The sequence below is a fragment of the Streptomyces sp. iso_384 genome, from assembly GCF_056172905.1.
On sequence record NZ_JBWBTT010000001.1, the window covers coordinates 2,218,106 to 2,244,659 of the forward strand.

A 26,554-nucleotide genomic window follows, 5' to 3' on the forward strand; every position below is an offset into this window, starting at 1 on the left:
CCCGGCGGCCCATGATGCCGGGGGCCGTGCGCGTCAGCGGTGAAGCGCGGCCGTTGGGTACTGTCGGCGGCGATGGACAAGACCTTGATCGTGACCAATGACTTCCCGCCCCGCCCCGGTGGCATCCAGGCGTTCCTGCACAACATGGCGCTGCGCCTGGACCCCGACCGGGTCGTCGTCTACGCCTCCACCTGGAAGCGCGGCGAGGAGGGCGCGGCTGCCACCGCCGCCTTCGACGCCGAGCAGCCGTTCACCGTGGTCCGCGACCGTACGACGATGCTGCTGCCGACCCCGCGCGTCACCCGCCGGGCCACCGCCCTGCTGCGCGAACACGGCTGCACCTCCGTCTGGTTCGGCGCGGCCGCCCCGCTCGGCCTGATGGCCCCGGCGCTGCGCCGCGCGGGCGCCCGGCGGCTGGTGGCCACCACCCACGGGCACGAGGCCGGCTGGGCGCAGCTGCCCGCCTCCCGGCAACTGCTGCGCCGCATCGGCGATGCCACGGACACGATCACCTATCTCGGTGAGTACACCCGCTCCCGGATCGCCGCCGCCCTCACCCCGGACGCGGCCGGCCGCATGGTGCAACTGCCGCCCGGCGTCGACGAGAAGACCTTCCACCCGGCGTCCGGCGGTGACAGGGTCCGGGCCCGGCTCGGGCTCTCCGACCGCCCGGTGGTCGTCTGCGTCTCCCGCCTGGTGCCGCGCAAGGGCCAGGACACCCTGATCCTGGCCATGCCCGCGATCCTGGCGCAGATCCCGGACGCGGTGCTGCTGATCGTCGGCGGCGGACCGTACGCCAAGGACCTCAAGCGCCTCGCGGCGGAGACCGGCGTCCAGGACTCGGTGCGCTTCACCGGACCGGTGCCCTGGGCCGAACTGCCCGCGCACTACGGGGCCGGTGACGTCTTCGCCATGCCGTGCCGGACCCGGCGCGGCGGCCTCGACGTGGAGGGCCTCGGCATCGTCTACCTGGAGGCGTCCGCGACCGGACTGCCCGTGGTGGCCGGCGATTCGGGCGGCGCCCCGGACGCGGTGCTCGACGGCGAGACCGGATGGGTGGTGCGCGGCGGCAGCGCCGAGGAGTCGGCGGACCGGATCGTGACACTGCTCGGCGACCCGGAGCTGCGGCAGCGGATGGGCGAGCGGGGCCGGGCCTGGGTCGAGGAGAAGTGGCGCTGGGACCTGCTGGCGGAGAAGCTCAAGACCCTGCTGTGAGTACGGGAAAGGGGCCCGCGCCGATCGTCGGCGCGGGCCCCTTCTCCGTACGCGTACACGGACGCGCGACGCCGCTCAGGCGCGGTAGATCGACTCCACCTCGTCCGCGAAGTCCTTCGCCACCACGTTCCGCTTCAGCTTCAGCGACGGCGTGATGTGGCCCGCCTCCTCGGTGAACTGGGCGGGCAGGACACGGAACTTGCGCACCGACTCGGCCTTGGAGACCGCCGCGTTGCCGTCGTCCACCGCTCGCTGCACCTCGGCCAGCAGCTCCGCGTCCTCGCGCAGCGACAGGGCCGTCGAACCGGCCGGCTTGCCGTGCTCCTCGGCCCAGCGGCCCAGGAACTCCTCGTCCAGGGTGACCAGCGCGCCGACGAACGGGCGGCCGTCGCCGACGACCATGCACTCGGCGACCAGGGCGTGCGCGCGGATGCGGTCCTCGATGACGGCCGGGGCGACGTTCTTGCCGCCCGCCGTCACGATGATCTCCTTCTTGCGGCCGGTGATCGCGAGGTAGCCGTCCTCGTCGAGCGTGCCGATGTCCCCGGTGTGGAACCAGCCGTCGGCCAGCGCCTCGACGGAGGCGGACTCGTTCTTCCAGTACCCGGTGAACAGGTGCTCGCCGTGCAGCAGCACCTCGCCGTCGTCCGCGATCCGCACGACCGAACCGGGCAGCGGCTGGCCGACCGTGCCGATCTTCTGCCGGTCCCACGGGTTGAACGCGGTCGCCGCACAGGTCTCGGTCAGGCCGTAGCCCTCCAGGACCGTGAAGCCGATGCCCCGGTAGAAGTGGCCGAGCCGCTCACCGAGCGGAGCGCCGCCGGAGATCGCGAACTCGCCCCGGCCGCCGAGCACCGCGCGCAGCTTGCCGAAGACCAGCTTGTCGAAGAGCTTGTGCTTGAGCTTCAGCCCCAGCGAAGGGCCCTGCGGGGTGCTCAGCGCCCGGCTGTAGGCGATCGCCGTGTCGGCGGCCCGGTCGAAGATCTTGCCCTTGCCGTCCGCCTGCGCCTTGGCGCGGGCCGCGTTGTAGACCTTCTCGAAGACCCGGGGCACACCCAGGATCAGCGTCGGCCGGAACGAGGCCAGCTCGTCGGTGAGGTTCTTGATGTCCGGGACGCAGCCGAGCTTGATCGGGGCCATCACCGAGGCCACCTCGACCAGCCGGCCGAAGACGTGCGCGGCGGGCAGGAACAGCAGCACCGAGCACTCGCCCGTACGGAACAGCGGCTTCAGCCGCTCCACCACGTTGCCGCACTCCGCGAAGAAGCTGCGGTGGGTGAGCACACAGCCCTTGGGACGGCCGGTGGTGCCCGAGGTGTAGACGATCGTCGCCGGGTCGTCCGCCTTGGCGCTGACCATCCGCAGGTCCATGGTCTCGTCCGAGACCTCGGCCCCCGCCTTGCCGAGCGCCTCCACGGCGCCCGCGTCGATCTGCCAGACATGCTCCAGCTCCGGCAGCGCGTCCCGTACGGAGGCCACGGAGGCGGCGTGCGCGTCGCTCTCCACGAGCACCGCCACCGCCCCGGAGTCACCGAGGATCCACTGCACCTGCTCGGCGGAGCTGGTCTCGTACACCGGCACGGTCACCGCGCCCGCGCTCCAGATCGCGAAGTCCAGCAGCACCCACTCGAAACGGGTGCGCGACATCAGGGCGACCCGGTCGCCGGGCTGCACGCCCGAGGCGATCAGCCCTTTGGCGGCGGCTCTCACCTCGGCCAGGAACCGGGTGGCACTGACGTCCGTCCAGACGCCGGCCACCTTGCGGCTCATCACCGCTACATCGGGATGCTGAGCGGCATTGCGGCGGATGAGATCCGTCAGGTTGCCGTCCGTCGGGACCTCGTACAGGGCCGGAAGGCTGAACTCGCGCAAGACTGCTGCTCCTCATCGGGCTCCGGTGCCACGGCTCTGTGTGACGCACCGGCTGCGGTCCAAGAATGGCGGGTGCTCAGTGGGGTGAGCACGACTGGACTGCCCGGACGTTACCCACCGGTACTCGGTTCCGGATAGGGGGTTCCGGCCAGATGTCTTATGCATCACACATATAAATGGCCCTTTCGCGCACAGTAGTCCACCGGTGTCCCGACGTGGAAGTAATCGCAGGTCCGGACGGTCTACCCAGCGGTGGAACGGGCACTCTAGGGTGATCTCATGCAAGGCAGCGAACCGGACAACGGGGGCTCGGCCGCCCGGTCCACCCGGATCCACGTGGTCAGCGACGTGCACGGCAACACCGAGGCCCTGGCCCGCGCCGGGGACGGCGCCGACGCCCTGATCTGCCTCGGTGACCTGGTGCTCTTCCTCGACTACGCCGACCACTCGCGCGGCATCTTCCCCGACCTGTTCGGCAGGGAGAACGCCACCCGCATCGTCGCCCTGCGCACCGCCCGCCGCTACGACGAGGCCCGCGCCTTCGGCCGCGAGCTGTGGGCGGGCCGTGACCGCAACACCGAGATCATCGGCGCGGTACGCAAGCAGTACGCCGAACTCTTCGCCGCCTTCCCCACCCCGACGTACGCCACCTACGGCAACGTCGACGTCCCCGGCCTCTGGCCGGAGTACGCCCGCCCCGGCACCACCGTGCTGGACGGCGAACGCGTCGAGATCGGCGGCCGGGTCTTCGGCTTCGTCGGCGGCGGCCTCAAGACCCCGATGAACACCCCGTACGAGATCAGCGACGAGGAGTACGCGGCCAAGGTCGAGGCGCTCGGCCCGGTCGACGTCCTCTGCTCGCACATCCCGCCCGAGGTCCCCGAGCTGACGTACGACACCGTGGCCCGCCGCTTCGAACGCGGCAGCCACGCCCTCCTGGAGGCGATCCGCGCCACCCGCCCCCGGTACGCGCTTTTCGGCCATGTTCACCAGCCGTTGGTCCGCCGGATGCGGATCGGCACCACCGAATGCGTCAACGTCGGCCACTTCGCCTCGACCGGAAAGCCCTGGGCGCTCACCTGGTGACCGCGGGCGGCCGGGCCGTGGACCGGAGCGCCCCGGGCACGCGATAGCCTGCACAGCGGCAGGCTCCTGCCGAACGCGACCGGAAACACCGCACTGGAGGGCCACGGCGATGGCTGAACACACCAGCTCGAGCATCACGATCGAGGCGGCACCGGCCGACGTCATGGGCGTGATTGCCGACTTCGCCCGCTACCCGGAGTGGACCGGCGAGGTCAAGGAGGCCGAGGTCCTCTCCACCGACGACCAGGGCCGCGCCGAGCAGGTCCGCCTCGTCCTGGACGCCGGAGCGATCAAGGACGACCACGTCCTCTCCTACACCTGGACCGGCGAGAACGAAGTCAGCTGGAGCCTGGTCAAGTCCCAGATGCTGCGCTCCCTGGACGGCACCTACGCACTCGCCCCGATCGGCGGCGGCGAGCGCACCGAGGTCACCTACCGGCTCGCCGTCGACGTCAAGATCCCGCTGCTCGGCATGATCAAGCGCAAGGCCGAGAAGGTCATCATCGACCGCGCCCTGGCCGGTCTGAAGAAGCGCGTCGAGTCCGCCCCGGGGACCTGAGAGCCGTGCGTACGGTACTGGTCACCGGCCTCGGCGGCGCGGGCCGCAGCACCGTCGCCGCGGCCACCGCACTGGCCGCCGCCGCACGGGGCGACCGCACCCTCCTGATCTCCGCCGAGGTCATACCCGGCCTCCCCGCCGGTACGGAACCCACCCGGGTCGCCGACCGCCTGGACCACGCCCGTATCGACTCCGGCGAGCACTTCCGCGCCGAACTCACCGCACTCCAGAAGCGTGCGTCCGGCGTCCTGGACCTGCTCGGCGCGGGCCGGCTGGAGGGCGAGGAACTCACCGAACTCCCCGGCTCCGCGCAGCTCGCCCTGCTGCACACGCTGCGCCGGGCCGCCGAGGGCGACTGGTCCGGCTACGACACCCTCGTCGTCGACCTCCCGCCGCTCACCGAGGCCCTCGCCCTGCTCGCCCTGCCGCAGCAGCTGCGCCGCTATCTGCGCCGGCTGCTCCCCGCCGAACGTCAGGCCGCCCGCGCCCTGCGCCCGGTCCTCGCCCAGCTCGCCGGGGTCCCGATGCCCGCGCAGTGGCTGTACGAGGCCGCCGCCCGCAAGGACGAGGAGCTGGCCGCCGTCCAGGCCCTGATCGAGGACGGGTCCACCACGCTCCGGCTGGTCGCGGAGCCGGGCCCGGCCGCCGAGGACGCCCTGCGCACCGCCCGGACCGGCCTCGCCCTGCACGGACTGAGCGCCGACCTGCTGGTCGCCTGCCGGGTGCTGCCCCGGCACTCGTCCGACCCCTGGTTCGCCGCGCTCGCCGCCCAGCAGGAGAAGTGCCTGGACCACTGGCACCAGGACGTGGCGCCGGACGTCCCCGTGCACGAGGCCGCCCACCTGGGCCGCGACCCGCAGGGCCCGGACGATCTGGCCGCGCTGGAGCTCCCCGCCCCCGACGACCGCACGCCCGGCCGCGTCGAGGACCCCTGGTGGACCGAGGAGGAGCCCGGCGCCGAGGAGGCGCCGATGGTCCTCACCTGGTGCCTGCCGCTGCCCGGGGCCGCCAAGGAGGACCTGCGCCTGGTCCGCCGGGGCGACGAACTGCTCCTGACCGTCGGACCCTTCCACCGGATCGTCCGGATCGCCTCCGCGCTGCGCCGCTGCACGGTCTCCGGCGCGGCCCTGGCGGACGGGGTGCTACGGGTGCGGTTCACCCCGGATCCGGCCCTGTGGCCGCGCACCTCCTGAACGGCGTGCGGCCATTCGGGTAACGTCGGTGGTACGTGAACCGCAGGCCGACCGTCGGCCGCCCGCGTCGCAGGAGTCCGCCATGAGTGAAGCCACCGATCGTCCCGTCGACGGCGACGCGTGGGCCGACGCCTGCGCCGAGGACCTCGCCGCCGAGAAGGCCCGCCGACGGGCGCAGTACGGGCCCCCGCCCGGCTCCGCCGCCGAGGAACTGCGCAAGCTGGTCGACGCGGTCGCCGACAAGGTCTCCTCCCTCCAGACCCCGCTGCTCGGCGTCGCCGCCCAGGGCGCGGTCCAGCAGGCCATCCGGCAGGCGAAGTCCGCCGTCGAACCCGTCATCGAGCGCAACCCGGAGCTCTTCGACCACCTCGCCGCCGCGGGCAACGAGCTGCTGGCCGCCTACCGCTCCGCGGTCGAGGGCCAGGAGAGCCGCTGGACCCGCACCACCGAGGGCGCGTCGGGCACCGCGGGACCCGCGAAGAAGGCCGCCGAGGACCCGTCCGACCCCCGTGACGAAGGCCCCTCCGGCACCGAACGCATCGACCTGGACTGACCGGACACCACGGCCGGGACCGACCGGCCCCGGCCGGGCCGGGCCACGCCTCGGGTACGGTTGCCCCTAGCGGGGCTCGACCGAAACTGAGGGATTCATGGGACTCACCATCGGCGTCGATATCGGCGGCACGAAGATCGCGGCTGGAGTGGTCGACGAAGAGGGCCGGATCCTCTCGACGTTCAAGGTGGCGACCCCGCCGACGGCCGAAGGCATCGTCGACGCGATCTGCGCGGCGGTGGCCGGGGCGAGCGAGGGCCACGACGTGGAGGCCGTCGGCATCGGCGCCGCAGGTTACGTCGACGACAAGCGCGCCACCGTCCTGTTCGCACCGAACATCAACTGGCGCCACGAACCGCTCAAGGACAAGGTCGAGCAGCGTGTCGGCCTGCCCGTCGTCGTCGAGAACGACGCCAACGCCGCGGCCTGGGGCGAGTATCGCTTCGGGGCCGGTCAGGGCCACGACGACGTCATCTGTATCACGCTCGGCACCGGCCTCGGCGGCGGCATCATCATCGGCAACAAGCTGCGCCGCGGACGCTTCGGCGTGGCCGCCGAGTTCGGCCACATCCGGGTCGTCCCGGACGGACTGCTGTGCGGCTGCGGCAGCCAGGGCTGCTGGGAGCAGTACGCCTCCGGCCGCGCGCTCGTCCGGTACGCCAAGCAGCGCGCCAACGCCACCCCTGAGAACGCCGCCGTCCTGCTCGGTCTCGGCGACGGCTCGGTGGACGGCATCGAGGGCAAGCACATCAGCGAGGCCGCCCGCCAGGGCGACCCGGTGGCCATCGACTCCTTCCGCGAGCTGGCCCGCTGGGCCGGCGCCGGACTGGCCGACCTCGCCTCGCTGTTCGACCCGTCCGCGTTCATCGTCGGCGGCGGCGTCTCGGACGAGGGCGAGCTCGTCCTCGACCCGATCCGCAAGTCGTTCCGGCGCTGGCTGATCGGCGGCGAGTGGCGCCCGCACGCCCAGGTGCTGGCCGCCCAACTCGGCGGCAAGGCAGGGCTCGTGGGCGCGGCCGACCTGGCCCGCCAGGGCTGACCGACCCGGTCGTATCCGAGCACGACGCACGCCCGTCGCCGCCCTCCGGGGCAGCGGCGGGCGTCCGTCGTAGGGTGGCCCGCATGGTCCTGACGCCCCTGCCCGACTCCCGTACCGAGCCGGACGGTTCAGCCGTGATCCGTGTGCTGAGCTACAACGTCCGCTCCATGCACGACGACACCGCCGCACTGGCCCGGGTGATCAGCGCCTGCGCGCCCGACCTGGTCCTCGTCCAGGAGGCCCCGCGCTTCTTCCGCTGGCGCAAGGCCGCGGCCAGGCTCGCGAAGAGCAGCGGCCTGGTGGTGCTGAGCGGCGGGGCCACCGCCGCCGGGCCACTGCTGCTCTGCTCGCTGCGGGCCTCCGTCGAGCGCACCGAGGACGTCCTGCTGCCGCTCACCCCCGGCCTGCACCGCAGGGGCTTCGCCACCGCCGTGGTGCGGATCGCCGGGACCGGGATCGGGGTGCTGAGCTGCCATCTGAGTCTCCAGCGCGACGAACGCCTCGCCCAGGCGGACCTGCTGCTGGAGCGGCTGGCGTCCATGGGCGTGGAGCACGCGGTGGCGGGCGGCGACCTCAACGACGTACCGACCGGGAAGGCGTTCCGGCGGCTGGCCGGGACGCTCCAGGACTGCCGGGCCGTCGCCCCGTGGGGCGGCGAGCTCACCTTCCCGGCCGACGAGCCCCGTAAGCGCATCGACGCGGTGTTCGCGACCCCGGGCATCGAGGTGCTCGGCTGCGGCGTCCCGGCCGGGCTGCCCGGGGTGAGCGAGGACGGCCTGAGGGCGGCCACGGACCATCTGCCGGTCCTGGCCGCCCTCAGGGTCCCCGCCCCGAGCTGACCTACACGACCGCGCCGCGCCCCGGATCGCCGTAGGTGTCGTCATCGTCGTCGTGCGGCATCCGGGCCACCAGGGTGGCGAAGCCGCCGAGGAAGCCGCCGATGCAGAGCGTGGTGAGCCACCACGTCATCTCCCACCGCAGCAGCACCGCGATCAGCATCAGCACCGGCCCGCCGATCACCGCGAGCCAGGCGAACTTCGCCGTGACGTCGGCCTCCGGCAGCGGCGGCGGCTCCGGGGGCACGAAATGGCCCTCGTCCCCGTCGTCCGGCACATCGATGCCGTCGTCCTTGGACTCGGGCAGCTCGTAGTCCCGCGGACCGGCGACGCCGGGCGCGAAGACCACGGAACTGCCCAGCGGCTTCTTCTCCGGCGGCTTCGGGGGCGTCTTGCCGGACCCCTTGTCCGCCGGGTCGCCGGCGGAGCCGTCGTTCGGCCCCGTCACATTGCGCTGATCGTCCTCCAGCAGGGCCAGGTCCTCGATGGACTTGAACGGCTTGGCGCCCGGCGGGTCCGGCGGCTCCTCCCCGTACCCCGCGACGATCGCGGCCCATGCCGCGTCCTCGTCGATCGCCCGCTCCTGCTCCGCGCCCCCGTCCCCGGCCGGCTTCGTCCCCTCCGGGACGGCCGCGGGCTCCGTGGCGCGCGGTTCGCGCTCCTCGTCGCTGCCTGTGCGTTCCGCGTCGTGCTCAGCCACCGGACGTGCTCCCCTTCATCCCGACGTTCGGTGCGAGACGGCCGATGAACCGGTAGCTCTCATCGAAGATCCGCTCCGCATCATGGTCCAACGTCGCCACGTGGTAGCTCTGTTCCAGCAGGATCTCCGAAACATCCGTGGAGGAGATCCGGCTGAGGATCCGCGTGCTGTCCGCGGGCGGTACGACATGGTCCTGCGGGCTGTGCAGCAGCACCACCGGCTGGGTCACCTGGGGCAGCTCCCCGTCGACCAGCCGGAGGAACTTCCGCAGCGAGTGCGCGGAGTGCAGCGGCACCTTGGTGTAACCCACCTCGTGCGAGCCCGGCAGCGCGATGTCGTCGGCCACGCCCTTCGTCGTCCGCACCAGGTGGCGGGCGACGGGCAGCGCGTACGCCGAGAGGCCGTGCACCTTGTTGGCCGGATTGACCAGCACCAGACCGCTGATCGCGTCCCCGTGCTTGGCCGCCAGCCGAAGGCTCAGCGCGCCGCCCATGGACAGCCCGAAGACGAAGACCTGCTCGCACTTCTCCGCGAGGACCCGCAGCTCCCGGTCGACCTCCGCGTACCAGTCCTGCCAGCCGGTGACCGCCATGTCCTCCCAGCGGGTGCCGTGGCCGGGCAGCAGCGGCAGCGAGACCGTCAGCCCGCGCTCGGCGAGGTGATCGGCCCAGGGGCGCAGCGACTGCGGGGATCCGGTGAAGCCGTGGCAGAGGAGGACGCCGACCTCTCCGCCCTCGTGGCGGAACGGCTCGGCTCCAGGGAGGACCGGCACCAGGGTCTCCTGTTCGTGGGACGGGGCGGGGGCGGGTGGGGCACCTGGGGGAGTGCTCGACGGATGACTTCACCGTACGCGACCGGACCGACACCGACCAGGGCCGTCACGCCCCCGGAGGCCGCCCCGCACGGCCCGGGTACGCAGCCGGGTCTCCCATGCCGGGCAAAGGCCGCGACGGCCTCACAGGTTAAGGTCTGACCGACAGCACACAGGAGGCACAAGAGTTGATCTACGGCGCAATGAAGTTCTCCATCGGCGGGTCCCTGAAGCTCGCCTTCCGGCCGTGGGTGGAGGGCCTGGAGAACATCCCCGAGCGCGGTCCGGCGATCCTCGCGAGCAACCACCTGTCGTTCTCCGACTCGTTCTTCCTCCCGGCCGTGCTGGACCGCAAGGTCACGTTCATCGCCAAGGCCGAGTACTTCACCGCACCCGGAGTGAAGGGCAAGCTCACCGCCGCCTTCTTCAAGGGCGTCGGCCAGCTCCCCGTCGACCGCTCCGGAGCCCGCGGCGCGGGCGAGGCGGCGATCAGGGCGGGCATCCAGGTCGTCGAGAGCGGCGGCCTCTTCGGCATCTACCCCGAGGGCACCCGCTCGCCCGACGGCCGCCTCTACCGGGGCAAGCCCGGCGGTCTGGCCCGGGTCGCGCTGGCCACCGGCGCCCCCGTGATCCCGGTCGCCATGATCGACACCGAGAAGATCCAGCCGCCCGGCCAGGTGGTGCCCAAGCTGATGCGCCCCGGCATCCGGATCGGCAAGCCGCTGGACTTCAGCCGCTACCAGGGCATGGACGGCGACCGCTTCATCCTGCGCTCGGTGACCGACGAGGTCATGTACGAGATCATGAAGCTCTCCGGCCAGGAGTACGTGGACATCTACGCCACCGCCGCCAAGCGCCAGATCGCCGACGAGGCGAAGGCCAGGGCGGAGGAGGCGAAGGCCAAGGCCGAAGAGGCGAAGCGGGCCCAGAAGCAGGCCGCCGCGAGCGACGAGAACGGAACGGAACGGTCCGGCGCGTAGCCGCGTCGTTCACCGTCCGGGGGGTGGGCCATGGCCAAGCGTGAGCGGGTCGTACGGATGTCGGTCGAGCTGCCGCTGTGGCGTGCGCTGACGGGCTACCGCGTCCTGACGATGATCTACGCGGTACTCCTCGCGGTCTTCGGCAAGGACAACGCCGGCCAGCAGAGGTTCGAGCGGCCCTGGGTGGCCGTCGCGTATCTGGCGTTCCTCTTCGTCTGGACGCTCGCCACGCTGCCGAAGGTCCGCTCGGCAGCGAGCTGCACCAAGCGCTTCCTCGTCGCGGACCTGGTCGTCGCGCTGACCGGCATCCTGCTCACCCCGCTCGCCGACTTCGACTCCCAGTCCTTCGACGGCCCGACGCTGCCGTCGATCTGGACGGCCGGCGCGGTCCTCGCCTTCGCGATCAAGGGCGGCTGGCGGTGGGCGGCCTTCGCCTCCACCTTCGTCGCCGCCGCCAACATCATCCAGCGCGGCGAGCCCAGCCGGGACACCTACCACAACGTCCTGCTGGTCTGGGTCGCCTCCATCGCCATCGGGTACGTCGTCGAGGTCGCCCGCGCCAGTGAGCGCACCCTCGCCCGCGCCCTGGAGATCGAGGCCACCACCCGCGAACGCGAACGGCTCGCCCGCGACATCCACGACAGCGTCCTCCAGGTCCTCGCCATGGTGCAGCGCCGGGGCACCGCCATCGGCGGCGAGGCGGCCGAGCTGGGCCGGATGGCCGGGGAACAGGAGGTCGCCCTGCGCACCCTGGTCTCCAGCGGCCTGGTCCCGCCGACCCGGGTCTCCGAGGACGCCGCCGAGGGGGCCGTGGTCCGCACGGTCGAGGTGGACGAGCCGGACGGGCCGGAGAGCTCCGGCGACGGGGCCACCTGTGACCTCAGGGCCCTGCTCGCCCCGCACGCCGGATCCCGCACGAGCTTCGCCGAACCGGGCGCCCCGGTGCTGCTGCCCGCCGCGTCCGCCCGGGAACTGGCCGCCGCCGTCAGCGCCGCCCTGGACAACGTACGGGTGCACGCCGGCCCGGACGCCCAGGCGTGGATCCTGGTCGAGGACGAGCCGGACGAGGTGATCGTCACCGTCCGGGACGACGGCCCCGGCATCCCGGAGGGGCGGCTCGCCCAGGCGGAGGGGGAGGGGCGGCTCGGGGTCGCGCTGTCCATCCGCGGTCGGCTGCGCGACCTGGGCGGCACGGCAGAGCTGATCTCGGTGCCCGGACAGGGCTGCGAGGTCGAGTTGAAGGTTCCGAAAGCACCGAAGGTTTCCCGGGGGAAGGCAGGATCGGCCCGATGAGCACGCAGAACACACCACAGGGCGAGCAGGGGGCGGCGGACCGGCCCATCAGGGTCATGGTCGTCGACGACCACCCCATGTGGCGCGACGCGGTCGCCCGCGACCTGGCCGAGTCCGGCTTCGACGTCGTCGCGACCGCCGGGGACGGCCCGCAGGCGGTACGCCGGGCCAAGGCCGCGAACCCGGACGTCCTGGTCCTCGACCTGAACCTCCCCGGCATGCCCGGCGTCCAGGTCTGCAAGGAACTCGTCGGCTCCCACCCGGGCCTGCGGGTCCTGGTCCTCTCCGCGAGCGGCGAGCACGCCGACGTCCTGGAGGCGGTGAAGTCCGGAGCCACCGGCTATCTGCTGAAGTCCGCCTCCACCCAGGAGCTGACCGACGCCGTCCGCTCCACCGCGGCCGGCGACCCGGTCTTCACCCCGGGCCTGGCCGGCCTGGTCCTCGGCGAGTACCGCAGGCTCGCCTCCGACCCCGCACCCGTGGCGTCGAACGAGCCCAAGGCACCGCAGCTCACCGACCGGGAGACCGAGGTGCTGCGGCTGGTCGCCAAGGGCCTCTCGTACAAGCAGATCGCCGAACGCCTGGTCATCTCGCACCGCACCGTGCAGAACCACGTGCAGAACACCCTCGGCAAGCTCCAGTTGCACAACCGGGTGGAGCTCGTGCGCTATGCCATCGAGCGCGGCCTCGACGACGTCTGATCCGGCGGGCCCGGAGGCAGCGCCGTAATATGCGCGATATTCGCGTATACGCGGCGCTGCCCCTGCCCTGCCCCCAGACACAGCTCGGGAGAACCCGTGGAAATCCTGGCCTTCGGTGTGCAGTCCGACGAGAAGCCCCTGATCGAGAAGGCCTTCGAGGGGCTGTACGGGGTCCGCTGCCTGGACGTCTTCCTGAACCGGGACACCGCGCCCATCGCGGCCGGTCACGAGATCATCTCCACCAGCGTCAACGCCGACCTCGGCTCCCCGGTGCTCCAGACGCTCGCCGCGGGCGGCACGCAGATGATCGCCCAGCGCTCGACCGGCTTCAACAACATCGACCTGGAGGTCGCCGAGCGCCTGGCCCTGCGCGTCGCCCGGGTCTCGCACTACTCGCCGTACTCGGTCGCCGAATTCGCCTGGACGCTCGCCATGGCCGTCAACCGGCGCATCATCCGCGCCGCGAGCCGCACCCGTGACTTCGACTTCCGCCTCGACGGACTGCTCGGCCGGGACATGCGCGGCCGGACCGTCGGCGTGCTCGGCACCGGGAAGATCGGCGAGGCGTTCACCCGGATCGCCCACGGATTCGGCATGAAGCTGCTCGGCTGGGACGTGGCCCGGAACCCGGCCTGCGTCGAACTGGGCATGGAGTACGTCGACAAGGACCGGCTGTTCGCCGAGGCCGACCTGATCAGCCTGCATGTGCCGCTGCTGCCCAGCACCCAGCACATCATCGACGAGGCAGCCCTCAAGGCGATGAAGGACGACGCGATCCTCGTCAACTCCAGCCGCGGCGGCCTCATCGACACCGCCGCCCTGGTCACCGAACTGCGCGCGGGCCGCTTCCTCGGTGTCGGACTCGATGTGTACGAGGCGGAGGCCGGGCTGTTCTTCCTCGACAAGTCGCTGGAGGGCATCGACGACGACACCCTCGCCCGGCTGGTGACCTTCCCCAACGTCGTCGTCACCTCCCACCAGGCGTACTACACCGAGGACGCGGTGGGCCAGATCATCGACGCGACCGTCCAGAACGTCACCGACTACCTGGCCCGCCGCCACAGCGAGAACGTCCTCGTACCCAGGAACACCTGAGGGCGTCCTGCCTCAGCTCGGCACGGGCAGCCCCGCCAGCAGCTCCGTCACGATCGCCGAGCCCCGCACGGTCAGCACCGACTCCGGGTGGAACTGCACCGAGGCGAAGCCCGGCCCGCGCAGCGCGTGCAGCTCACCGCTCTCCTCGTCACGGCTCACCTCGATGCCGTGCGCGGCCAGCTCGGCGGCGGCCGGACCGTCGCACCGGGCGGTGAAGCTGTTGTAGAAGCCCACCGTCTCCGGTCGCCCGAACAGCTCGATCCGGGTCTGCGCCCCCTGGTACGGCACCGCCTTGCGCGCGATCTCCAGCCCCAGCTCCGCCGCGATCAGCTCATGCCCGAGGCAGACGCCCAGCAGCCCGTGCCGGTGGTCCCGCACCAGCTCGGCGGTGATCTCGCGCAGCAGCCGCATCTTCGGGTCGGTGAGATCGCCCGGGTCGCCGGGACCGGGGCCCAGCACCACGGGCCCCTCGTGCGCCCGGACCACCTCGCGCAGCCCCGGCTCGTCGTAGCGGCGCACCGAGACGTCAAGACCGGAGGCCCGCAGCAGATGGGCCAGCATCGCGGTGAACGTGTCCTCGCCGTCCACCACCAGCGCGTGCCCGGCCAGGTCCCGGACGCGCTCCTGCATCCGCAGCCAGAACGGGGCGAGGGAGCCGCGCCGGTCGTCCAGCGCCGCCCGCACCCGGGGGTCGGAGGCCAGCCGCGGCCGGTCCGCCTCCGCCGTCGGGCGGCCCGGCCGCACGCCGAGGGCGGCCAGCACCCCGGCGGCCTTGGCGTGCGTCTCGGCGACCTCGCTCTCCGGGTCCGAATGGCGTACGAGCGTGGCGCCGACGGGCACGCCGAGCGAGCCGTCCGGGGCGATGTCGGCGGTACGGATCAGGATCGGCGAGTCCAGCGTCTGCGCCCCGTTGGCGTCCTGGCCGAGCAGGGCCAGCGCACCCGCGTAGTAGCCGCGGCCCCCGGGCTCGTACCGCTCGATGACCCGGCACGCGTTCTGCACCGGGGAGCCGGTCACGGTCGCCGCGAACATCGTCTCGCGCAGCACGTCCCGCACATCCAGCGAGGACTTCCCGCGCAGTTCGTACTCGGTGTGCGCGAGGTGCGCCATCTCCTTGAGCCGGGGCCCGACGACCACCCCGCCCATGTCGCCCACCGTGCACATCATCTTCAGTTCCTCGTCGACCACCATGGACAGCTCCTCGCTCTCCTTGCGGTCGCCGAGGAACGCCAGCAGGCTCGTCGCGGTGGGCCCCCCGTCCGGGTAGCGGTACGTTCCGCTGATCGGGTTCATCACGACCGTCCCGCCGGACATCCGCACATGCACCTCGGGGCTGGCCCCGACCAGCGTCCGCCCACCCGTCGCCCGCCGCCGCCCCGAGACGGAGGTCCCTTCGGTCCCGCTGTCTCCCGTGTGGACGACGAACGTCCAGTACGCGCCCCGCTCGCCCGCCAGCAGCCTCCGGAACAGCGCCAGCGCGTCCGCCCGCCCGAACCCGGGGATCTCGCCCCGGAACGTCCGCCGGATCACGAAGTTCGCGCCCTCGCCCTGTCCGATCTCGTCCCGGATCACCCGCCGCACGATGTCGGCGTACTCCTCGTCCGGCACATCGAAGCCGTGGTCCGTCACGCTCACGTCATGGGCGGGCAGCGCCGCCAGCAGCTCCGCGAGCTCCAGCTCATGCGTCTCCTCGGCGACCAGCACGCTCAGCGGGGTGCCGTCGTCGCGCACGTCGAAGCCGCGCTCGGCGATCTGCCGGAACGGCACCAGGGCGAGCACGGGCGACGCGCCCACCGGTAGATCGGCCAGCCGCTCCGCCTCCCGCACCCCGCCGATCAGCAGTTCGACGTGATCGTGGTCACGGCCGGGCGTACGCCGGCGGAGCAGGGCGAAGGGCGGGGCGTCGTCGGCGAGCAGCCGGCCGATGAGGGCGGAGGCGGACCGGGACGAGGTCTGGGACATGGGGAGCAGGTTCCTTCCGGACGGCCCGTACGGGGTCCACAACGGGATCCGCACGGGGTTCACAGGGAGAGGAACGGCTCCTGAACACAGAGAAGGCCGCCCCTCGGGCGGCCTTCGCGAAGTGTCAGCGCGATGAATCAGCGGGCCGCCGGATGAGCGGTCCACCACCAGTTCTGGATCGAGATCTGGATCTGTTGCGTCGACATGCTGCGACCCTAGCGGACGTTCCGGGCATCGGAGCGGGTGTCTCAACTATTGAGCGCTCGAATGGACGCCCTCCGCGACCCCGTAGTGTTGTCCACGTGACCGTGAACGCCAATACCTCCGTCGCCGGTGGCAACACCTGGCGAGACCTTCCCGCGGCGCAGCAGCCCGAGTACCCCGACTCCGAGGCCCTGCGCGATGTACTCGCGGACCTCGCGTCGTATCCGCCGCTCGTCTTCGCCGGCGAGTGCGACCAGCTGCGCGCCCGCCTGGGAGCCGTCGCCAAGGGCGAGGCGTTCCTGCTGCAGGGCGGCGACTGCGCCGAGGCCTTCGACGCCGTGTCCGCCGAGCACATCCGGGCCAAGCTGAAGACGCTGCTCCAGATGAGCGCCGTCCTGACCTACGCGGCCTCCGTGCCCGTGGTGAAGGTCGGCCGGATCGCGGGCCAGTACTCCAAGCCGCGCTCCAAGTCGACCGAGACCCGCGACGGCGTGACCCTGCCGACCTACCGCGGCGACTCGGTGAACGGCTTCGCCTTCACCGAGGAGGCCCGGGTCCCGGACCCGGCGCGGCTGAAGCAGATGTACCACGCGTCCTCCTCCACGCTGAACCTGGTGCGCGCCTTCACCACCGGCGGTTACGCCGACCTGCGCCAGGTCCACGCCTGGAACCAGGACTTCGTGAAGTCGTCGCCGGCCGGCCAGCGCTACGAGGCCCTGGCCCGCGAGATCGACAACGCGCTGAACTTCATGAAGGCGTGCGGCACCGACCCGGCCGAGTTCAAGGCGGTCGAGTTCTACGCCTCGCACGAGGCGTTGCTGCTGGACTACGAGACGGCGCTGACCCGCACCGACTCGCGCACCGGCGAGCTGTACGACACCTCCGGCCACATGGTCTGGATCGGTGAGCGCACCCGCCAGATGGACGGCGCGCACATCGAGTTCGCCTCGAAGGTCCGCAACCCGATCGGCATCAAGCTCGGCCCGACGACCACCGTGGACGAGGCGCTCGGCTACGTCGACCGCCTCGACCCGGACCGGGAGCCCGGCCGGCTGACCTTCATCGTCCGCATGGGCGCCGACAAGGTCCGCGACAAGCTCCCCGAGCTGGTCGAGAAGGTCACCGCCTCGGGCGCGACCGTCGCCTGGGTGACCGACCCGATGCACGGCAACACCTTCGAGGCCGCCTCCGGCCACAAGACGCGCCGTTTCGACGACGTCCTGGACGAGGTCAAGGGCTTCTTCGAGGTGCACAAGGGCCTCGGCACCCACCCGGGCGGCATCCACGTGGAGCTGACCGGCGACGATGTCACCGAGTGCGTGGGCGGCGGCCACGAGATCTTCGTGGACGATCTGCACCAGCGCTACGAGACGGCCTGCGACCCCCGGCTCAACCGCAGCCAGTCGCTCGACCTGGCCTTCCTCGTCGCCGAGATGTACCGCGACCAGTAGAAGTCTCCGCCGGACACACCTGTGGGGCACGGATCGATGTGATCCGTGCCCCACAGGTCGTCCCAGGACTTTTCCGCTGCCCGGGGGGCGGGTAAGGTTAGGTTAGCCTCACCGACGAAGACCGGGGCGGCGCCAGCGACCGACCCGCAGGGAGGTGAACCGCATGTACGTCTGCTCCTGCTTCGGCATCACCGAGGCGCAGGTGAAGAAGCATGCGGACGCCGGTGCCTGCACACCCCGGCAGATCGCGTCGGCCTGCAAGGCCGGCACGGACTGCGGCGGTTGTGTACGCCGCATCCAGGCTCTGCTGGGACGCGGTGACTGCCCGCGCCGCGAGCTGCTCGACCAGCGGCAGGAGCCCGTGGTCCCCGCCGTCGTCCGCCCGGTCCTCTCCGACGCCGCCTGACTCTCGTCGCCGACCGTCCGGGTCAGCTCTCCGGCTGCTCGATCAGCTGGGCGATGTAGAGCGGCTCACCGAGCTTCTCGACCAGCTCCAGCTGGGTGTCGAGATAGTCGATGTGGTGCTCCTCGTCCTCCAGGATCGACTCGAAGATGTTCGCGGACGTGATGTCGCCCTTGCCGCGCATCACCTCGATACCGCGCTTGAGGCGGTCGATCGCCTCCACCTCGACCTGGCGGTCCGCCTGGAACATCTCGGTGACCGTCTGGCCCACCCGGACATGGAAAAGTCGCTGATAGTTCGGCAGCCCGTCGAGGAACAGGATCCGGTCGGTGAGGATCTCGGCGTGCTTCATCTCGTCGAAGGACTCGGCCCGGGTGTACTTGGCGAGCTTGGTCCACCCGAAGTTGTCCTGCATCTTGGCGTGCAGGAAGTACTGGTTGATGGCAGTCAATTCGGCGGTCAGCTGCTCATTGAGAAACTCAAGGACCTCGGGGTCGCCCTGCATGGCAAAGGCTCCTTCCAACCGGTGATCGATCTGGCAAGTTGGCCAGATCCTCGCACCGCGCTCAGCGGCCGTCCAGTAAGTGCACGCTTAGTACGAGTTGCCCGTATGAGGTCCTTCCTGGTCATGACCACCCCTGCCTGTCTGTCACCATGGAGGCATGGGTCAGCCGGAAAGCCGGGAAAATCGCGAAACAGAGCAGTCCGAGCTTCCGCCGGGACAGCGACTGCAACGCGGATGGCCGGTCACCCACTACGGGCCCGTTCCCAAGTTCAAGCCCGACCGCTGGGAGTTCCGGGTCTTCGGGGCCACCGCCGACGGCGACAAGCACTGCTGGAACCACCAGGATTTCTCGGCACTGCCGTTCTCCACGGTCGTCGCCGATCTGCACTGCGTGACGAAGTTCAGCATGATCGGCGCCGAATGGGGCGGGATCCCCGCCCGCACGGTCCTCGAACTGGCGCCGCCCGCCCCCGACGCCACCCATGTGATGGTCTGGGCCGAGTACGGCTTCTCCTCGAACCTGCGGCTGGAGGACTTCGCCTCCGGGCGCACCCTCTTCGCCACCCACAAGGACGGCGAACTCCTCACCGCCGAGCACGGTTTCCCGCTGCGACTCGTCGTCCCGCATCTGTACGCCTGGAAGGGCCCGAAATGGGTCCGGGGCATCGAGTACATGACGGCGGACCGGCGCGGATTCTGGGAGGAACGGGGCTACCACAACATCGGCGACCCCTGGAGCGAGCAGCGCTACTCCTACCAGGAGGAGCCCGGGGACGGCCCCGAGCTCTAGGGCGTGTCCGGCGGATCCTGACCGGGGTCCTGATCCGCCGGACACGCCCTAACCGGTCCCGCGGAGTTCCTTCAGCCGGGCCACGTCCGCCGCGTGCCCCTCCTTGCCGCCGGGCGTCTCGATGATCAGCGGTACGCCCTCGGTCGCCGGATGTGTGAACAGCTCCCGGAAGGGCTCCGCCCCGATGTGACCGGCGCCGATGTTCTCGTGCCGGTCCTTGTGGGCGCCCACCACGTCCTTGGAGTCGTTGGCGTGGATCAGCTTCAGCCGCCCCTCGCCGACCGTCTCCACCAGCAGATCGAGCGTCTCCCGCATCCCCGACGGGCCGGCCAGATCATGCCCGGCGGCGTAGATGTGGCAGGTGTCCAGGCAGATGCCCAGCTTCGGGTGGGAGTCCAGCGCCTCGAAGTACGGCCCGAAGTCCCAGGTCCGCGAGCAGAGCGAGAAGCCCTGGCCGGCCGTCGACTCCAGCAGCAGATCCGGATCGTCGTCGTGGGTCAGCTCGTCCAGCAGGGGGCGCATATGCGTCCGCACCTGGGCCAGCGCCTCGGCACGCGGCCGCCCGCCGGTCGCCGAACCGGTGTGCACCACCACGCCCAGCGCCCCGATCTCCCGGGCCCGCCGCAGCGAGTGGCGCAGGGACTCCACGGACTTCTCGACCGTCGCCTCGGTGTGCGAGCCGAAGTTGATCAGATACGGGGCGTGGACGTACGCCGGGATCGAGGCCGCCGCGCACTCGGCGCGGAACAGCTCGTCCTGCGCCGGGTTCCCGACAGGCGTCGCCCAGCCGCGCGGGTTGGCCACGAAGACCTGCACGGTCTCCGCCGCCAGCTCACGGGCGTACTCCAGGCCGACCTTGGCGAGCCCGCCGGCCACCGGGACATGGCCGCCGACCGGATTGCGCAGTGCGTCCATCTGGTTTCTAGAACCCCTTGGTCTTGATCGTGATCGTGGAGCCCTCGGGGGCCTGTTCGCCGCCGTCCACGGACTGACTCGCGATCGTGTCGCTGAAGGAGAGGAACGGCCGCTCCACCTTCACCTCGAAGCCCGCCTCCTCCAGGGTGCTCCGCGCCTCGTCGACGTCCCGGCCGGTGACGTCCGGGACGTCCAGCATCCGGGGGCCCTTGGAGACGGTCAGCTGGACCGTGTCGCCCTCGGCGGCCTCGGCGCCCTCGCCGGGGGACTGCTCGGCGACATCGCCCTCGGCCTTGGCGGAGTGGACCCGGCCGGGCAGTACCTCGGCCTTCAGCCCCTCGGCCTCCAGCTCGGCGGTGGCGTCCTCGACCGACAGGCCGCTGACGTCCGGGACCTCCACGGGGGCGCCCTTGCTGACGACGAGCGCCACGGCCGTGTCCGGGTTGCGGTCCGTGCCCGCGCGCGGATCCGTACGGATCACCTCGCCGCGGGCCACGTCCTCGCTGAACTCCTTGGTCACCATTCCGGGGGCCAGGCCCACCTTCTTCAGGGCACGCCGGGCGTCCGCGAGGGAGCTGCCCACGACATCAGGCACCCGCACGATCTCCGGGCCCCGCGAGACGACGAGCTTCACCGAGCCGTTGCCCCGGATCCGCGCGCCCGAGGCCGGGTCGCTGCTCACGACCGAGCCGCGCTCGACGGTGTCGCTGAAGACCCGGTCCACGCCCTTGAGCCCGAGCCCCTCGTCGGAGAGCCGCTTCTCGGCGGTCCGCTGGGTCTGGCCGAGCAGCGAGGGGACCTGGGTGAACTGGCCGGAGTTGATGTACCAGACGCCCGTGCCGATGCCGAGCGTCAGCAGTACGGCGGTGAGGATCGTGATCAGCTTGCGGTGCGGCCCGCCGAACGGGCCGCGCCGGGCGGTCCCGCGCCGAGGAGCAGCGGGGCCCGCGGGCGGCATCTCCAGCCGGCTGGTGCGGTGCACTCCGGCCCCGTCGCCGTCCGCCGGGAGGGCTCGCGGGATCACGCTCGTACGGTCGTCCGCGCCGTCGTGCGTCTTTGACAGCGCCTGCGGCGGTACGGCGTCGAGCTCGGCGTCGGTCAGCGCGACGCGCGCCTCACGGGTCTCGGCCAGCAGCAGCACCGCGTCGTGCGGGCGCACCTCGGGATTGCGGGCGGTCGCGCTCGCCACCAGGCTGTCCAGCGCGACCGGGAGCCCCGGCACCACGGCGGACGGGGCCGGGACGTCGGAGTTGAGGTGCTGGTAGATGACCTGGGCGGCGTTCTCGCCGGTGTGCGGCTTGGCGCCGGTCAGCATCTCGTACAGCACGACCCCGCAGGCGTACACATCGCTGCGGGTGTCGGCGGTGCCGTGCTCGATCTGCTCGGGAGCCAGATACGACACCGTGCCCAGTAGCGAGCCGGTGGTGTCGGTGGCCGTGCCGACCGCCCTGACCAGGCCGAAGTCGGCGACCTTCACCCGGCCGTCGTCCCCTATCAGGACGTTCTCCGGCTTCATGTCGCGGTGCACGAACCCCGCGCGGTGCGCGGCGCCGAGCGCGGCGAGGACCGGCTCCAGGATGTCGAGGGCCGCCCGGGGCTGCAGGGCCCCGCGCTCGCGCAGCACATCGCGCAGGGTGCAGCCCGCCACGTACTCCATCGCGAGATAGACGTACGCACCCTGGGCGCCCTGGTCGAAGACCGCGACGACATTGGGGTGCGCCAGGCGCGCCACCGACTTGGCCTCACGGATGAAGCGCTCGACGAACGAGACGTCGGTGGCGAGCGCCGGGTGCATCACCTTGAGGGCGAGCACCCGGTCCAGGCGGGTGTCCACGGCCCGGTAGACCGTGGCCATCCCGCCGACGGCGATGCGCGCCTCTACGCGATACCGGCCGTCGAGCAGCTGCCCGACGAGAGGGTCCTGGAGGGTCGTGTCCACCCCGAGAGTCTACGAGCCGCCACCGACACTCCCGACGGGCCGGGGCACTCCCGGGGTCGTTCTGCAGCCGATCCGTGACAGGGACACGCCGGGGGCGACGAAAGACCCTCCGGCGACCGGTTCAAGCCCCTCCGGCGATCGAGGAGCGGGGGTCCGGGGGCAGCGCCCCCGAATACGCAACGCGGCTCAGAAGGCCGGCCGCTCCGGATCCAGCACCGCTCGCCCGTCCACCGGCGACGACGCCTCGGCGAAGTGGCGGCGCGGAATCCGCCCCGCCCGGTACGCGAGCCGCCCGCCCTCCACCGCATGACGCATCGCACCGGCCATCAGCTCCGGCTCCTGGGCCCGGGTCACCGCAGAGGCCAGCATCACAGCGGCGCACCCCAGCTCCATCGCCTGCGCCGCGTCCGAGGCCGTCCCGGCGCCCGCGTCGAGGATCACCGGCACCCCGGCCCGCTCGACGATCAGCTCGAAGTTGTGCGGGTTGCGGATGCCGAGGCCGGAGCCGATGGGGGAGCCGAGCGGCATGATCGCCGCGCAGCCCACGTCCTCCAGCTTCCGGGCCAGCACCGGATCGTCGTTGGTGTACGGCAGCACGACGAACCCGTCGTCGACCAGGGTCTCGGCCGCGTCCAGCAGCTCGACGGTGTCCGGCAGCAGGGTCCGCTCGTCCGCGATCACCTCCAGCTTCACCCAGTCGGTGCCGAGCGCCTCCCGGGCCAGCCGGGCGGTCAGCACCGCCTCACCTGCGGTGAAGCAGCCCGCGGTGTTCGGCAGCACCTGGATGGAGAGCCGCTCCAGCACCGAGAGCACCGAACCCTGCACCGTCGGGTCCAGCCGGCGCATCGCCACGGTGGTCAGCTCGGTGCCGGAGGCGATGAGCGAGCGCTCCAGCACCTCCAGGCTCGGGGCGCCGCCGGTGCCCATGATCAGCCGGGAGCCGAAGGCGGCGGGCCCCAGCGAGAAGACGTCGTCCGACATGGTCAGCCTCCCTGCACGGCGGTCAGGATCTCGACACGGTCGCCCTCGCCGAGCGCCGTGGCGGCCCACCGGCCGCGCGGTACGACGCTCTCGTTGACGGCGACGGCGACCCCGGAACGGGCCGGGGTCACGGTGGCGACGAGGGCGTCCAGGGCGGTCCCGGCCACCACGGCACGGGCTTCCCCGTTCACCGAGACGGAAACGGTGGCTCCGGACGGTACGGAAGCGGCGGCGGTTTCCGATGCGGCGGCGGCTTCCGGGACGGCGGGCTGCTGGGTCATACGGGCTGCTCCTGGAGTACGGGGGCGGTCGCCGCGAAACGGCCGGGGGCGAAGGGGCGGGCCGTCTCGGGCAGCTCGCCGGTGGTCAGGGCGTCGGCCATCGCGTCCCCGGTGACCGGCGTCAGCAGGACGCCGTTGCGGTGGTGGCCGGTGGCGAGCAGCAGACCGGGCAGGGCGGTCGGGCCGAGCAGCGGGGCGTTGTCGGGCGAGGCGGGACGCAGACCGGCCAGGGTCTCGGTGAGCGGCAGCTCGGTGATGCCGGGCACCAGCTCATGGGCGTCGCGCAGCAGCTCGTACACCCCGCCGGCGGTCACCGTGGTGTCCCAGCCCAGCTCCTCGCTGGTCGCGCCGACGACCAGCTCGCCGTTCTCGCGCGGCACGAGGTAGAGGTGGCCGCCGCGGACCACGGCACGCACGGTGCGGCTGAGGAAGGGGGCGTACGCCGGCGGCACGGTGAGCCGCAGGACCTGGCCCTTGACCGGGCGGACCGGCGGCACGAGCTCCGGCGGAAGCCCTGCGAGCCGGCCGCTGAGGCTGCCTGCGGCGAGCACGACCTGATCGGCCGCGAACTCCGTGCCGTCGCCGAGCAGCGCCCCGGCCGCCCGGCCCCCGGCGACGGTGAGCCGCTCGGCGGTCGTCCGGCGGAACGCGACCCCGGCCCGCTCGCACGCGGCTCGCAGCGCCATGGCGAGGCGGCGGGGATCCACCTGGTGGTCGCCGTCCACCCGCAGGCCGCCCCGGACGCCCGGGGCCAGCATCGGCTCCAGACGGCGGCACTCACGGCCGCTCAGCCAGGTCGACTCCAGCCCCGAACGCTCCTGGAGGGCGTGCAGTTCGCGCAGATGCGCGCGGTCGTCGGAGTCCAGCGCGACGGCGAGCGTGCCGCAGGTGCGGAAGCCGGTGTCCCGGCCGCTCGCCTCCTCCAGCTCGGCCACGAACGCCGGATAGCGGGCGGCGGAGGCGAGGTTGAGCTGGAGCAGCATCTGCTCGCCGTAGTGCAGTTCGGTGACGGCGGCCAGCATGCCCGCCGCGACCTGTGCGGCGCCGCCGCCCGGTGCGGGGTCCGCCACCGTGACGCGCAGCCCCCGCTGGGCGGCCCGCCACGCGGTGACCAGGCCGATGATGCCGCCCCCGATGACGAGAACGTCGGATCCGGCGGTTCTCCGCGAGGCTCCTGAGGTGTTCCCCGAGGCGCACATGGGTGTCCAACCCCTCCCTTCGCCGGCATGACCCGGAGCAGGTTCGTACGGTCGGAGGCCGTCCAGCCTCCCTCTCAGCCCGGTGCGTCCGGGCTCCCGCGAGTGTTCTACGTTGGTCACCTTATAGGGCCTGTCGTCAAACTGCCGTCTGCCGGGCGACGCCTGGCACGCACGCTCGCGGCGTTGCCGAAATGGCCGAGTAGCTCCCCTACGAGACCATTCCGGCGCCTTGCGATCGCACGCACCATGCGCCGCCCGGCCGCCCTTCGGGCGACGACGGCAGTTTGACGACAGGTTCTGCCCACCCGCCTCTCGCCCAGTAGGGGAGCAGCCACCATGGCCCGTTCGCTCGACGGACTCGTCCTCGCGCCCGTCGCCGACCAGGCCCCGGGCCAGGTCGGCACCCGTACCCGCTTCACGTACCACGAGCGAGGCGGCCGGATCTGGGCCGAGTACACGGGCGGCGACGTCGTCCGCGGCCATCTCGTCGGGACCCGGGACGGGGACGCGCTGGACTTCCGCTACGTCCAGCTCAAGCAGGACGGAACGACCTCGTCCGGGCACTGCCTCTCCACCGTCGTCGACCTCGCGGACGGCCGGGTCCGGCTGGAGGAGCGGTGGGCGTGGGAGTCCCAGGAGGGCAGCGGGACCAGCGTGGTGGAGGAAGTGGCGTCCTGACGGCCGTCGTTCCGGCGACCGCTTTCCTGACGTTCCGTCAGGTGATTAAGGTGGACAGGTGAGCGAGCAGCAGACGCAGAAGAGTCCGGACCGGAACGTCGTGGTCGTCGGAGCGGGCATGGCGGGCGTGCAGAGCGCCGTGGCCCTGCGCGAGGCGGGCTTCGCCGGGCCCGTCACTCTGATCGGCGCCGAGCCCCATCAGCCCTACGACCGCCCGCCGCTCTCCAAGGCCGTCCTGCTGGGCAAGGCCGAGCACTCCGCCTTCGACGTCGACTTCGAGGCGCTGGACATCACCCTGCGCCTCGGCCTGGACGTCACCGCCCTGCGCGCCGCCGACCATGTGCTGGACACCGCCGAGGGCCCCGTCCCCTACGACTCCCTCATCCTCGCGACCGGCGCGGAGCCCATCATTTTGCCCGGCGCCGAGGGCGTGCCCGGCGTCCATCTGCTGCGCACCCTCGACGACGCCGCCCGGCTGCGGCCCGTCCTGGACCGGCAGCACGACGTGGTCGTCGTCGGGGCGGGCTGGATCGGCGCGGAGTTCGCCACCGCCGCCAGGGCCGCCGGCTGCGCGGTCACCGTCGTCGAGGCTGCCGCCCGCCCGCTCGCGGGCACCCTGCCCGCCGAGGTGGCCGCCCCGATGGCCGGCTGGTACGCCGACAGCGGCGCCGAACTCCTCACCGGAGCCCGGGTCGACCGCGTCGAGGAGGGGGTCGTCGTCCTCGCGGACGGCCGTACCCTGCCCGCCGGAGCGGTGGTCGTCGGCATCGGCGCCCGCCCCGCCACCGGCTGGCTGGCCGGCTCCGGGGCCGAGCTCGGCCCGGACGGCTCGGTCACCGCCGACAGCGCGCTGCGCACCTCGCTGCCCGATGTGTACGCGGTCGGCGACTGCGCCTCCTTCCCCTCCGCCCGCTACGGATCACGCCTGCTGGTCCACCACTGGGACAACGCCCTCCAGGGCCCGCGCACCGCGGCCGCCGCGATCCTGGCGGCGGAGAGCGGCGAACCGCTCCCGGTCTACGACCCCGTCCCGTACTTCTGGTCCGAGCAGTTCGGCCGCTTCGTGCAGTACGCCGGCCACCACGCGGACGCCGACACCCTGCTGTGGCGCGGCGACGGGTCGGACGCGGCCTGGTCGGTGTGCTGGCTGCGCGACGGCGCGCTCGTCGCCGTACTCGCCGTGGGCCGCCCGCGGGACCTCGCCCAGGGCCGCAGGCTCATCGAGTCGGGGGCCGTCCTCGACCCGGCGAAGGTGGCCGACCCGGCCGTACCGCTGAAGTCCGCCGCCCTCTGAGCGCCCCGGGGCCGCCGCG

Annotated in this window: 27 protein-coding genes and 1 riboswitch; of the genes, 16 read left to right on the top strand and 11 right to left on the bottom strand. The window is 72.1% G+C overall.

The window, feature by feature from the left end; all coding sequences use genetic code 11:
- The first annotated feature begins 72 nt into the window (after positions 1-72).
- A complete protein-coding gene (locus AC0VY3_RS09670; RefSeq protein WP_103509782.1) occupies positions 73-1,215 on the top strand; it encodes a glycosyltransferase family 4 protein in 1,143 nt (380 codons plus the stop codon).
- Positions 1,216-1,290: 75 nt separating this feature from the next.
- On the opposite strand, the gene AC0VY3_RS09675 is transcribed toward AC0VY3_RS09670, so the two are convergent.
- Positions 1,291-3,087, bottom strand: coding sequence for an AMP-dependent synthetase/ligase (locus AC0VY3_RS09675; RefSeq protein WP_103509758.1), 1,797 nt, complete (start codon positions 3,085-3,087; stop codon positions 1,291-1,293).
- Positions 3,088-3,366: 279 nt separating this feature from the next.
- On the opposite strand from AC0VY3_RS09675, the gene AC0VY3_RS09680 reads away from it, so the two are divergent.
- The 6 genes from AC0VY3_RS09680 (at position 3,367) to AC0VY3_RS09705 (ending at position 8,356) form a co-directional block, all read left to right on the top strand.
- Positions 3,367-4,173 carry a metallophosphoesterase family protein gene (locus AC0VY3_RS09680; RefSeq protein ID WP_103509757.1) on the top strand — a complete coding sequence of 269 codons (807 nt, stop codon included), beginning with the start codon at positions 3,367-3,369 and terminating at the stop codon, positions 4,171-4,173.
- Between the two features lie 109 nt (positions 4,174-4,282).
- Positions 4,283-4,732 carry an SRPBCC family protein gene (locus tag AC0VY3_RS09685; protein ID WP_030622669.1) on the top strand — a complete coding sequence of 150 codons (450 nt, stop codon included), beginning with the start codon at positions 4,283-4,285 and terminating at the stop codon, positions 4,730-4,732.
- 5 nt (positions 4,733-4,737) lie between these two features.
- A complete protein-coding gene (locus tag AC0VY3_RS09690) occupies positions 4,738-5,925 on the top strand; it encodes an ArsA family ATPase (RefSeq protein WP_475549422.1) in 1,188 nt (395 codons plus the stop codon).
- 82 nt (positions 5,926-6,007) lie between these two features.
- Positions 6,008-6,478, top strand: coding sequence for a DUF5304 domain-containing protein (locus tag AC0VY3_RS09695; RefSeq protein ID WP_103509755.1), 471 nt, complete (start codon positions 6,008-6,010; stop codon positions 6,476-6,478).
- A 97-nt stretch (positions 6,479-6,575) separates the two neighbouring features.
- On the top strand, positions 6,576-7,517 hold the full coding sequence (locus AC0VY3_RS09700; RefSeq protein ID WP_030086593.1) for an ROK family glucokinase: 942 nt from the start codon (positions 6,576-6,578) through the stop codon (positions 7,515-7,517).
- 83 nt (positions 7,518-7,600) lie between these two features.
- The gene (locus tag AC0VY3_RS09705) at positions 7,601-8,356 is read left to right on the top strand and encodes an endonuclease/exonuclease/phosphatase family protein (RefSeq protein WP_475549423.1); all 756 of its coding nucleotides are present in this window, start codon (positions 7,601-7,603) and stop codon (positions 8,354-8,356) included.
- Between the two features lies 1 nt (position 8,357).
- Here the strand turns inward: AC0VY3_RS09705 and AC0VY3_RS09710 are convergent, their stop codons facing one another.
- A complete protein-coding gene (locus AC0VY3_RS09710) occupies positions 8,358-9,053 on the bottom strand; it encodes a hypothetical protein (RefSeq protein ID WP_242740424.1) in 696 nt (231 codons plus the stop codon).
- Entirely contained in the window at positions 9,046-9,825 is a 780-nt protein-coding gene (locus tag AC0VY3_RS09715; protein WP_475549424.1) for an alpha/beta hydrolase, read from the bottom strand. The genes AC0VY3_RS09710 and AC0VY3_RS09715 overlap by 8 nt, the downstream gene beginning before the upstream one ends.
- Before the next feature lie 227 nt (positions 9,826-10,052).
- Between AC0VY3_RS09715 and AC0VY3_RS09720 the strand changes: the two genes are divergently transcribed.
- From AC0VY3_RS09720 to AC0VY3_RS09735, 4 genes are all read left to right on the top strand, one after another.
- Positions 10,053-10,844, top strand: a complete 792-nt coding sequence (locus AC0VY3_RS09720) for a lysophospholipid acyltransferase family protein (RefSeq protein WP_475549425.1) — start codon at positions 10,053-10,055, stop codon at positions 10,842-10,844.
- A gap of 30 nt (positions 10,845-10,874) precedes the next feature.
- Positions 10,875-12,137, top strand: a complete 1,263-nt coding sequence (macS, locus tag AC0VY3_RS09725) for a MacS family sensor histidine kinase (protein WP_475549426.1) — start codon at positions 10,875-10,877, stop codon at positions 12,135-12,137.
- Complete coding sequence (locus AC0VY3_RS09730) at positions 12,134-12,838, top strand: response regulator (RefSeq protein ID WP_103509749.1); 705 nt, start codon at positions 12,134-12,136, stop codon at positions 12,836-12,838. Before macS ends, AC0VY3_RS09730 begins: the two co-directional genes overlap by 4 nt.
- A gap of 96 nt (positions 12,839-12,934) precedes the next feature.
- Entirely contained in the window at positions 12,935-13,933 is a 999-nt protein-coding gene (locus tag AC0VY3_RS09735) for a 2-hydroxyacid dehydrogenase (RefSeq protein ID WP_103509748.1), read from the top strand.
- 12 nt (positions 13,934-13,945) lie between these two features.
- Here the strand turns inward: AC0VY3_RS09735 and AC0VY3_RS09740 are convergent, their stop codons facing one another.
- Together AC0VY3_RS09740 and AC0VY3_RS09745 are read right to left on the bottom strand one after the other, a co-directional pair.
- Positions 13,946-15,895, bottom strand: coding sequence for an anthranilate synthase family protein (locus AC0VY3_RS09740; protein ID WP_475549427.1), 1,950 nt, complete (start codon positions 15,893-15,895; stop codon positions 13,946-13,948).
- A gap of 137 nt (positions 15,896-16,032) precedes the next feature.
- The gene (locus AC0VY3_RS09745; RefSeq protein ID WP_106429850.1) at positions 16,033-16,101 is read right to left on the bottom strand and encodes a trp operon leader peptide; all 69 of its coding nucleotides are present in this window, start codon (positions 16,099-16,101) and stop codon (positions 16,033-16,035) included.
- A gap of 102 nt (positions 16,102-16,203) precedes the next feature.
- Between AC0VY3_RS09745 and AC0VY3_RS09750 the strand changes: the two genes are divergently transcribed.
- Positions 16,204-17,550, top strand: a complete 1,347-nt coding sequence (locus AC0VY3_RS09750; protein ID WP_030086610.1) for a class II 3-deoxy-7-phosphoheptulonate synthase — start codon at positions 16,204-16,206, stop codon at positions 17,548-17,550.
- A gap of 163 nt (positions 17,551-17,713) precedes the next feature.
- Positions 17,714-17,956, top strand: coding sequence for a (2Fe-2S)-binding protein (locus tag AC0VY3_RS09755; protein ID WP_103509746.1), 243 nt, complete (start codon positions 17,714-17,716; stop codon positions 17,954-17,956).
- A gap of 22 nt (positions 17,957-17,978) precedes the next feature.
- Here the strand turns inward: AC0VY3_RS09755 and bfr are convergent, their stop codons facing one another.
- Positions 17,979-18,458 (bottom strand): bacterioferritin, encoded by a 480-nt coding sequence (gene bfr / locus AC0VY3_RS09760; protein WP_007451289.1) that lies wholly within the window; start codon positions 18,456-18,458, stop codon positions 17,979-17,981.
- A gap of 157 nt (positions 18,459-18,615) precedes the next feature.
- Here bfr and AC0VY3_RS09765 point away from each other — a divergent pair, with 157 nt between their 5' ends.
- Positions 18,616-19,248, top strand: coding sequence for a sulfite oxidase-like oxidoreductase (locus tag AC0VY3_RS09765; protein ID WP_103509745.1), 633 nt, complete (start codon positions 18,616-18,618; stop codon positions 19,246-19,248).
- Between the two features lie 48 nt (positions 19,249-19,296).
- On the opposite strand, the gene AC0VY3_RS09770 is transcribed toward AC0VY3_RS09765, so the two are convergent.
- The 5 genes from AC0VY3_RS09770 to thiO form a co-directional block, all read right to left on the bottom strand.
- The gene (locus AC0VY3_RS09770) at positions 19,297-20,163 is read right to left on the bottom strand and encodes a deoxyribonuclease IV (protein WP_103509744.1); all 867 of its coding nucleotides are present in this window, start codon (positions 20,161-20,163) and stop codon (positions 19,297-19,299) included.
- Positions 20,164-20,170: 7 nt separating this feature from the next.
- Positions 20,171-22,102 (bottom strand): Stk1 family PASTA domain-containing Ser/Thr kinase, encoded by a 1,932-nt coding sequence (gene pknB, locus AC0VY3_RS09775; RefSeq protein ID WP_103509743.1) that lies wholly within the window; start codon positions 22,100-22,102, stop codon positions 20,171-20,173.
- A 186-nt stretch (positions 22,103-22,288) separates the two neighbouring features.
- The gene (locus AC0VY3_RS09780; protein WP_103509742.1) at positions 22,289-23,083 is read right to left on the bottom strand and encodes a thiazole synthase; all 795 of its coding nucleotides are present in this window, start codon (positions 23,081-23,083) and stop codon (positions 22,289-22,291) included.
- Positions 23,084-23,085: 2 nt separating this feature from the next.
- Positions 23,086-23,364, bottom strand: coding sequence for a sulfur carrier protein ThiS (gene thiS, locus AC0VY3_RS09785; RefSeq protein ID WP_103509741.1), 279 nt, complete (start codon positions 23,362-23,364; stop codon positions 23,086-23,088).
- The gene (gene thiO, locus AC0VY3_RS09790) at positions 23,361-24,563 is read right to left on the bottom strand and encodes a glycine oxidase ThiO (RefSeq protein WP_103509740.1); all 1,203 of its coding nucleotides are present in this window, start codon (positions 24,561-24,563) and stop codon (positions 23,361-23,363) included. The genes thiS and thiO overlap by 4 nt, the downstream gene beginning before the upstream one ends.
- Positions 24,560-24,673: riboswitch (TPP riboswitch) on the bottom strand. It overlaps the preceding gene by 4 nt.
- A gap of 226 nt (positions 24,674-24,899) precedes the next feature.
- Between thiO and AC0VY3_RS09795 the strand changes: the two genes are divergently transcribed.
- Together AC0VY3_RS09795 and AC0VY3_RS09800 are read left to right on the top strand one after the other, a co-directional pair.
- Positions 24,900-25,241, top strand: a complete 342-nt coding sequence (locus AC0VY3_RS09795) for an avidin-fold protein (RefSeq protein WP_103509739.1) — start codon at positions 24,900-24,902, stop codon at positions 25,239-25,241.
- A 58-nt stretch (positions 25,242-25,299) separates the two neighbouring features.
- Entirely contained in the window at positions 25,300-26,535 is a 1,236-nt protein-coding gene (locus tag AC0VY3_RS09800) for an NAD(P)/FAD-dependent oxidoreductase (protein ID WP_475549428.1), read from the top strand.
- Positions 26,536-26,554 lie beyond the last annotated feature (19 nt).

Excerpts from the sequence above, each read along its gene's own strand:
- AC0VY3_RS09670 (WP_103509782.1), top strand. The coding sequence starts at position 73 with ATGGACAAGACCTTGATCGTGACCAATGACTTCCCGCCCCGCCCCGGT.
- AC0VY3_RS09680 (WP_103509757.1), top strand. The coding sequence starts at position 3,367 with ATGCAAGGCAGCGAACCGGACAACGGGGGCTCGGCCGCCCGGTCCACC.
- AC0VY3_RS09685 (WP_030622669.1), top strand. The coding sequence starts at position 4,283 with ATGGCTGAACACACCAGCTCGAGCATCACGATCGAGGCGGCACCGGCC.
- AC0VY3_RS09695 (WP_103509755.1), top strand. The coding sequence starts at position 6,008 with ATGAGTGAAGCCACCGATCGTCCCGTCGACGGCGACGCGTGGGCCGAC.
- AC0VY3_RS09700 (WP_030086593.1), top strand. The coding sequence starts at position 6,576 with ATGGGACTCACCATCGGCGTCGATATCGGCGGCACGAAGATCGCGGCT.
- AC0VY3_RS09705 (WP_475549423.1), top strand. The coding sequence starts at position 7,601 with ATGGTCCTGACGCCCCTGCCCGACTCCCGTACCGAGCCGGACGGTTCA.
- macS (WP_475549426.1), top strand. The coding sequence starts at position 10,875 with ATGGCCAAGCGTGAGCGGGTCGTACGGATGTCGGTCGAGCTGCCGCTG.
- AC0VY3_RS09730 (WP_103509749.1), top strand. The coding sequence starts at position 12,134 with ATGAGCACGCAGAACACACCACAGGGCGAGCAGGGGGCGGCGGACCGG.
- AC0VY3_RS09740 (WP_475549427.1), bottom strand. The coding sequence starts at position 15,895 with ATGTCCCAGACCTCGTCCCGGTCCGCCTCCGCCCTCATCGGCCGGCTG.
- AC0VY3_RS09755 (WP_103509746.1), top strand. The coding sequence starts at position 17,714 with ATGTACGTCTGCTCCTGCTTCGGCATCACCGAGGCGCAGGTGAAGAAG.
- bfr (WP_007451289.1), bottom strand. The coding sequence starts at position 18,458 with ATGCAGGGCGACCCCGAGGTCCTTGAGTTTCTCAATGAGCAGCTGACC.
- AC0VY3_RS09765 (WP_103509745.1), top strand. The coding sequence starts at position 18,616 with ATGGGTCAGCCGGAAAGCCGGGAAAATCGCGAAACAGAGCAGTCCGAG.
- AC0VY3_RS09770 (WP_103509744.1), bottom strand. The coding sequence starts at position 20,163 with ATGGACGCACTGCGCAATCCGGTCGGCGGCCATGTCCCGGTGGCCGGC.
- AC0VY3_RS09780 (WP_103509742.1), bottom strand. The coding sequence starts at position 23,083 with ATGTCGGACGACGTCTTCTCGCTGGGGCCCGCCGCCTTCGGCTCCCGG.
- thiS (WP_103509741.1), bottom strand. The coding sequence starts at position 23,364 with ATGACCCAGCAGCCCGCCGTCCCGGAAGCCGCCGCCGCATCGGAAACC.
- thiO (WP_103509740.1), bottom strand. The coding sequence starts at position 24,563 with ATGTGCGCCTCGGGGAACACCTCAGGAGCCTCGCGGAGAACCGCCGGA.
- AC0VY3_RS09795 (WP_103509739.1), top strand. The coding sequence starts at position 24,900 with ATGGCCCGTTCGCTCGACGGACTCGTCCTCGCGCCCGTCGCCGACCAG.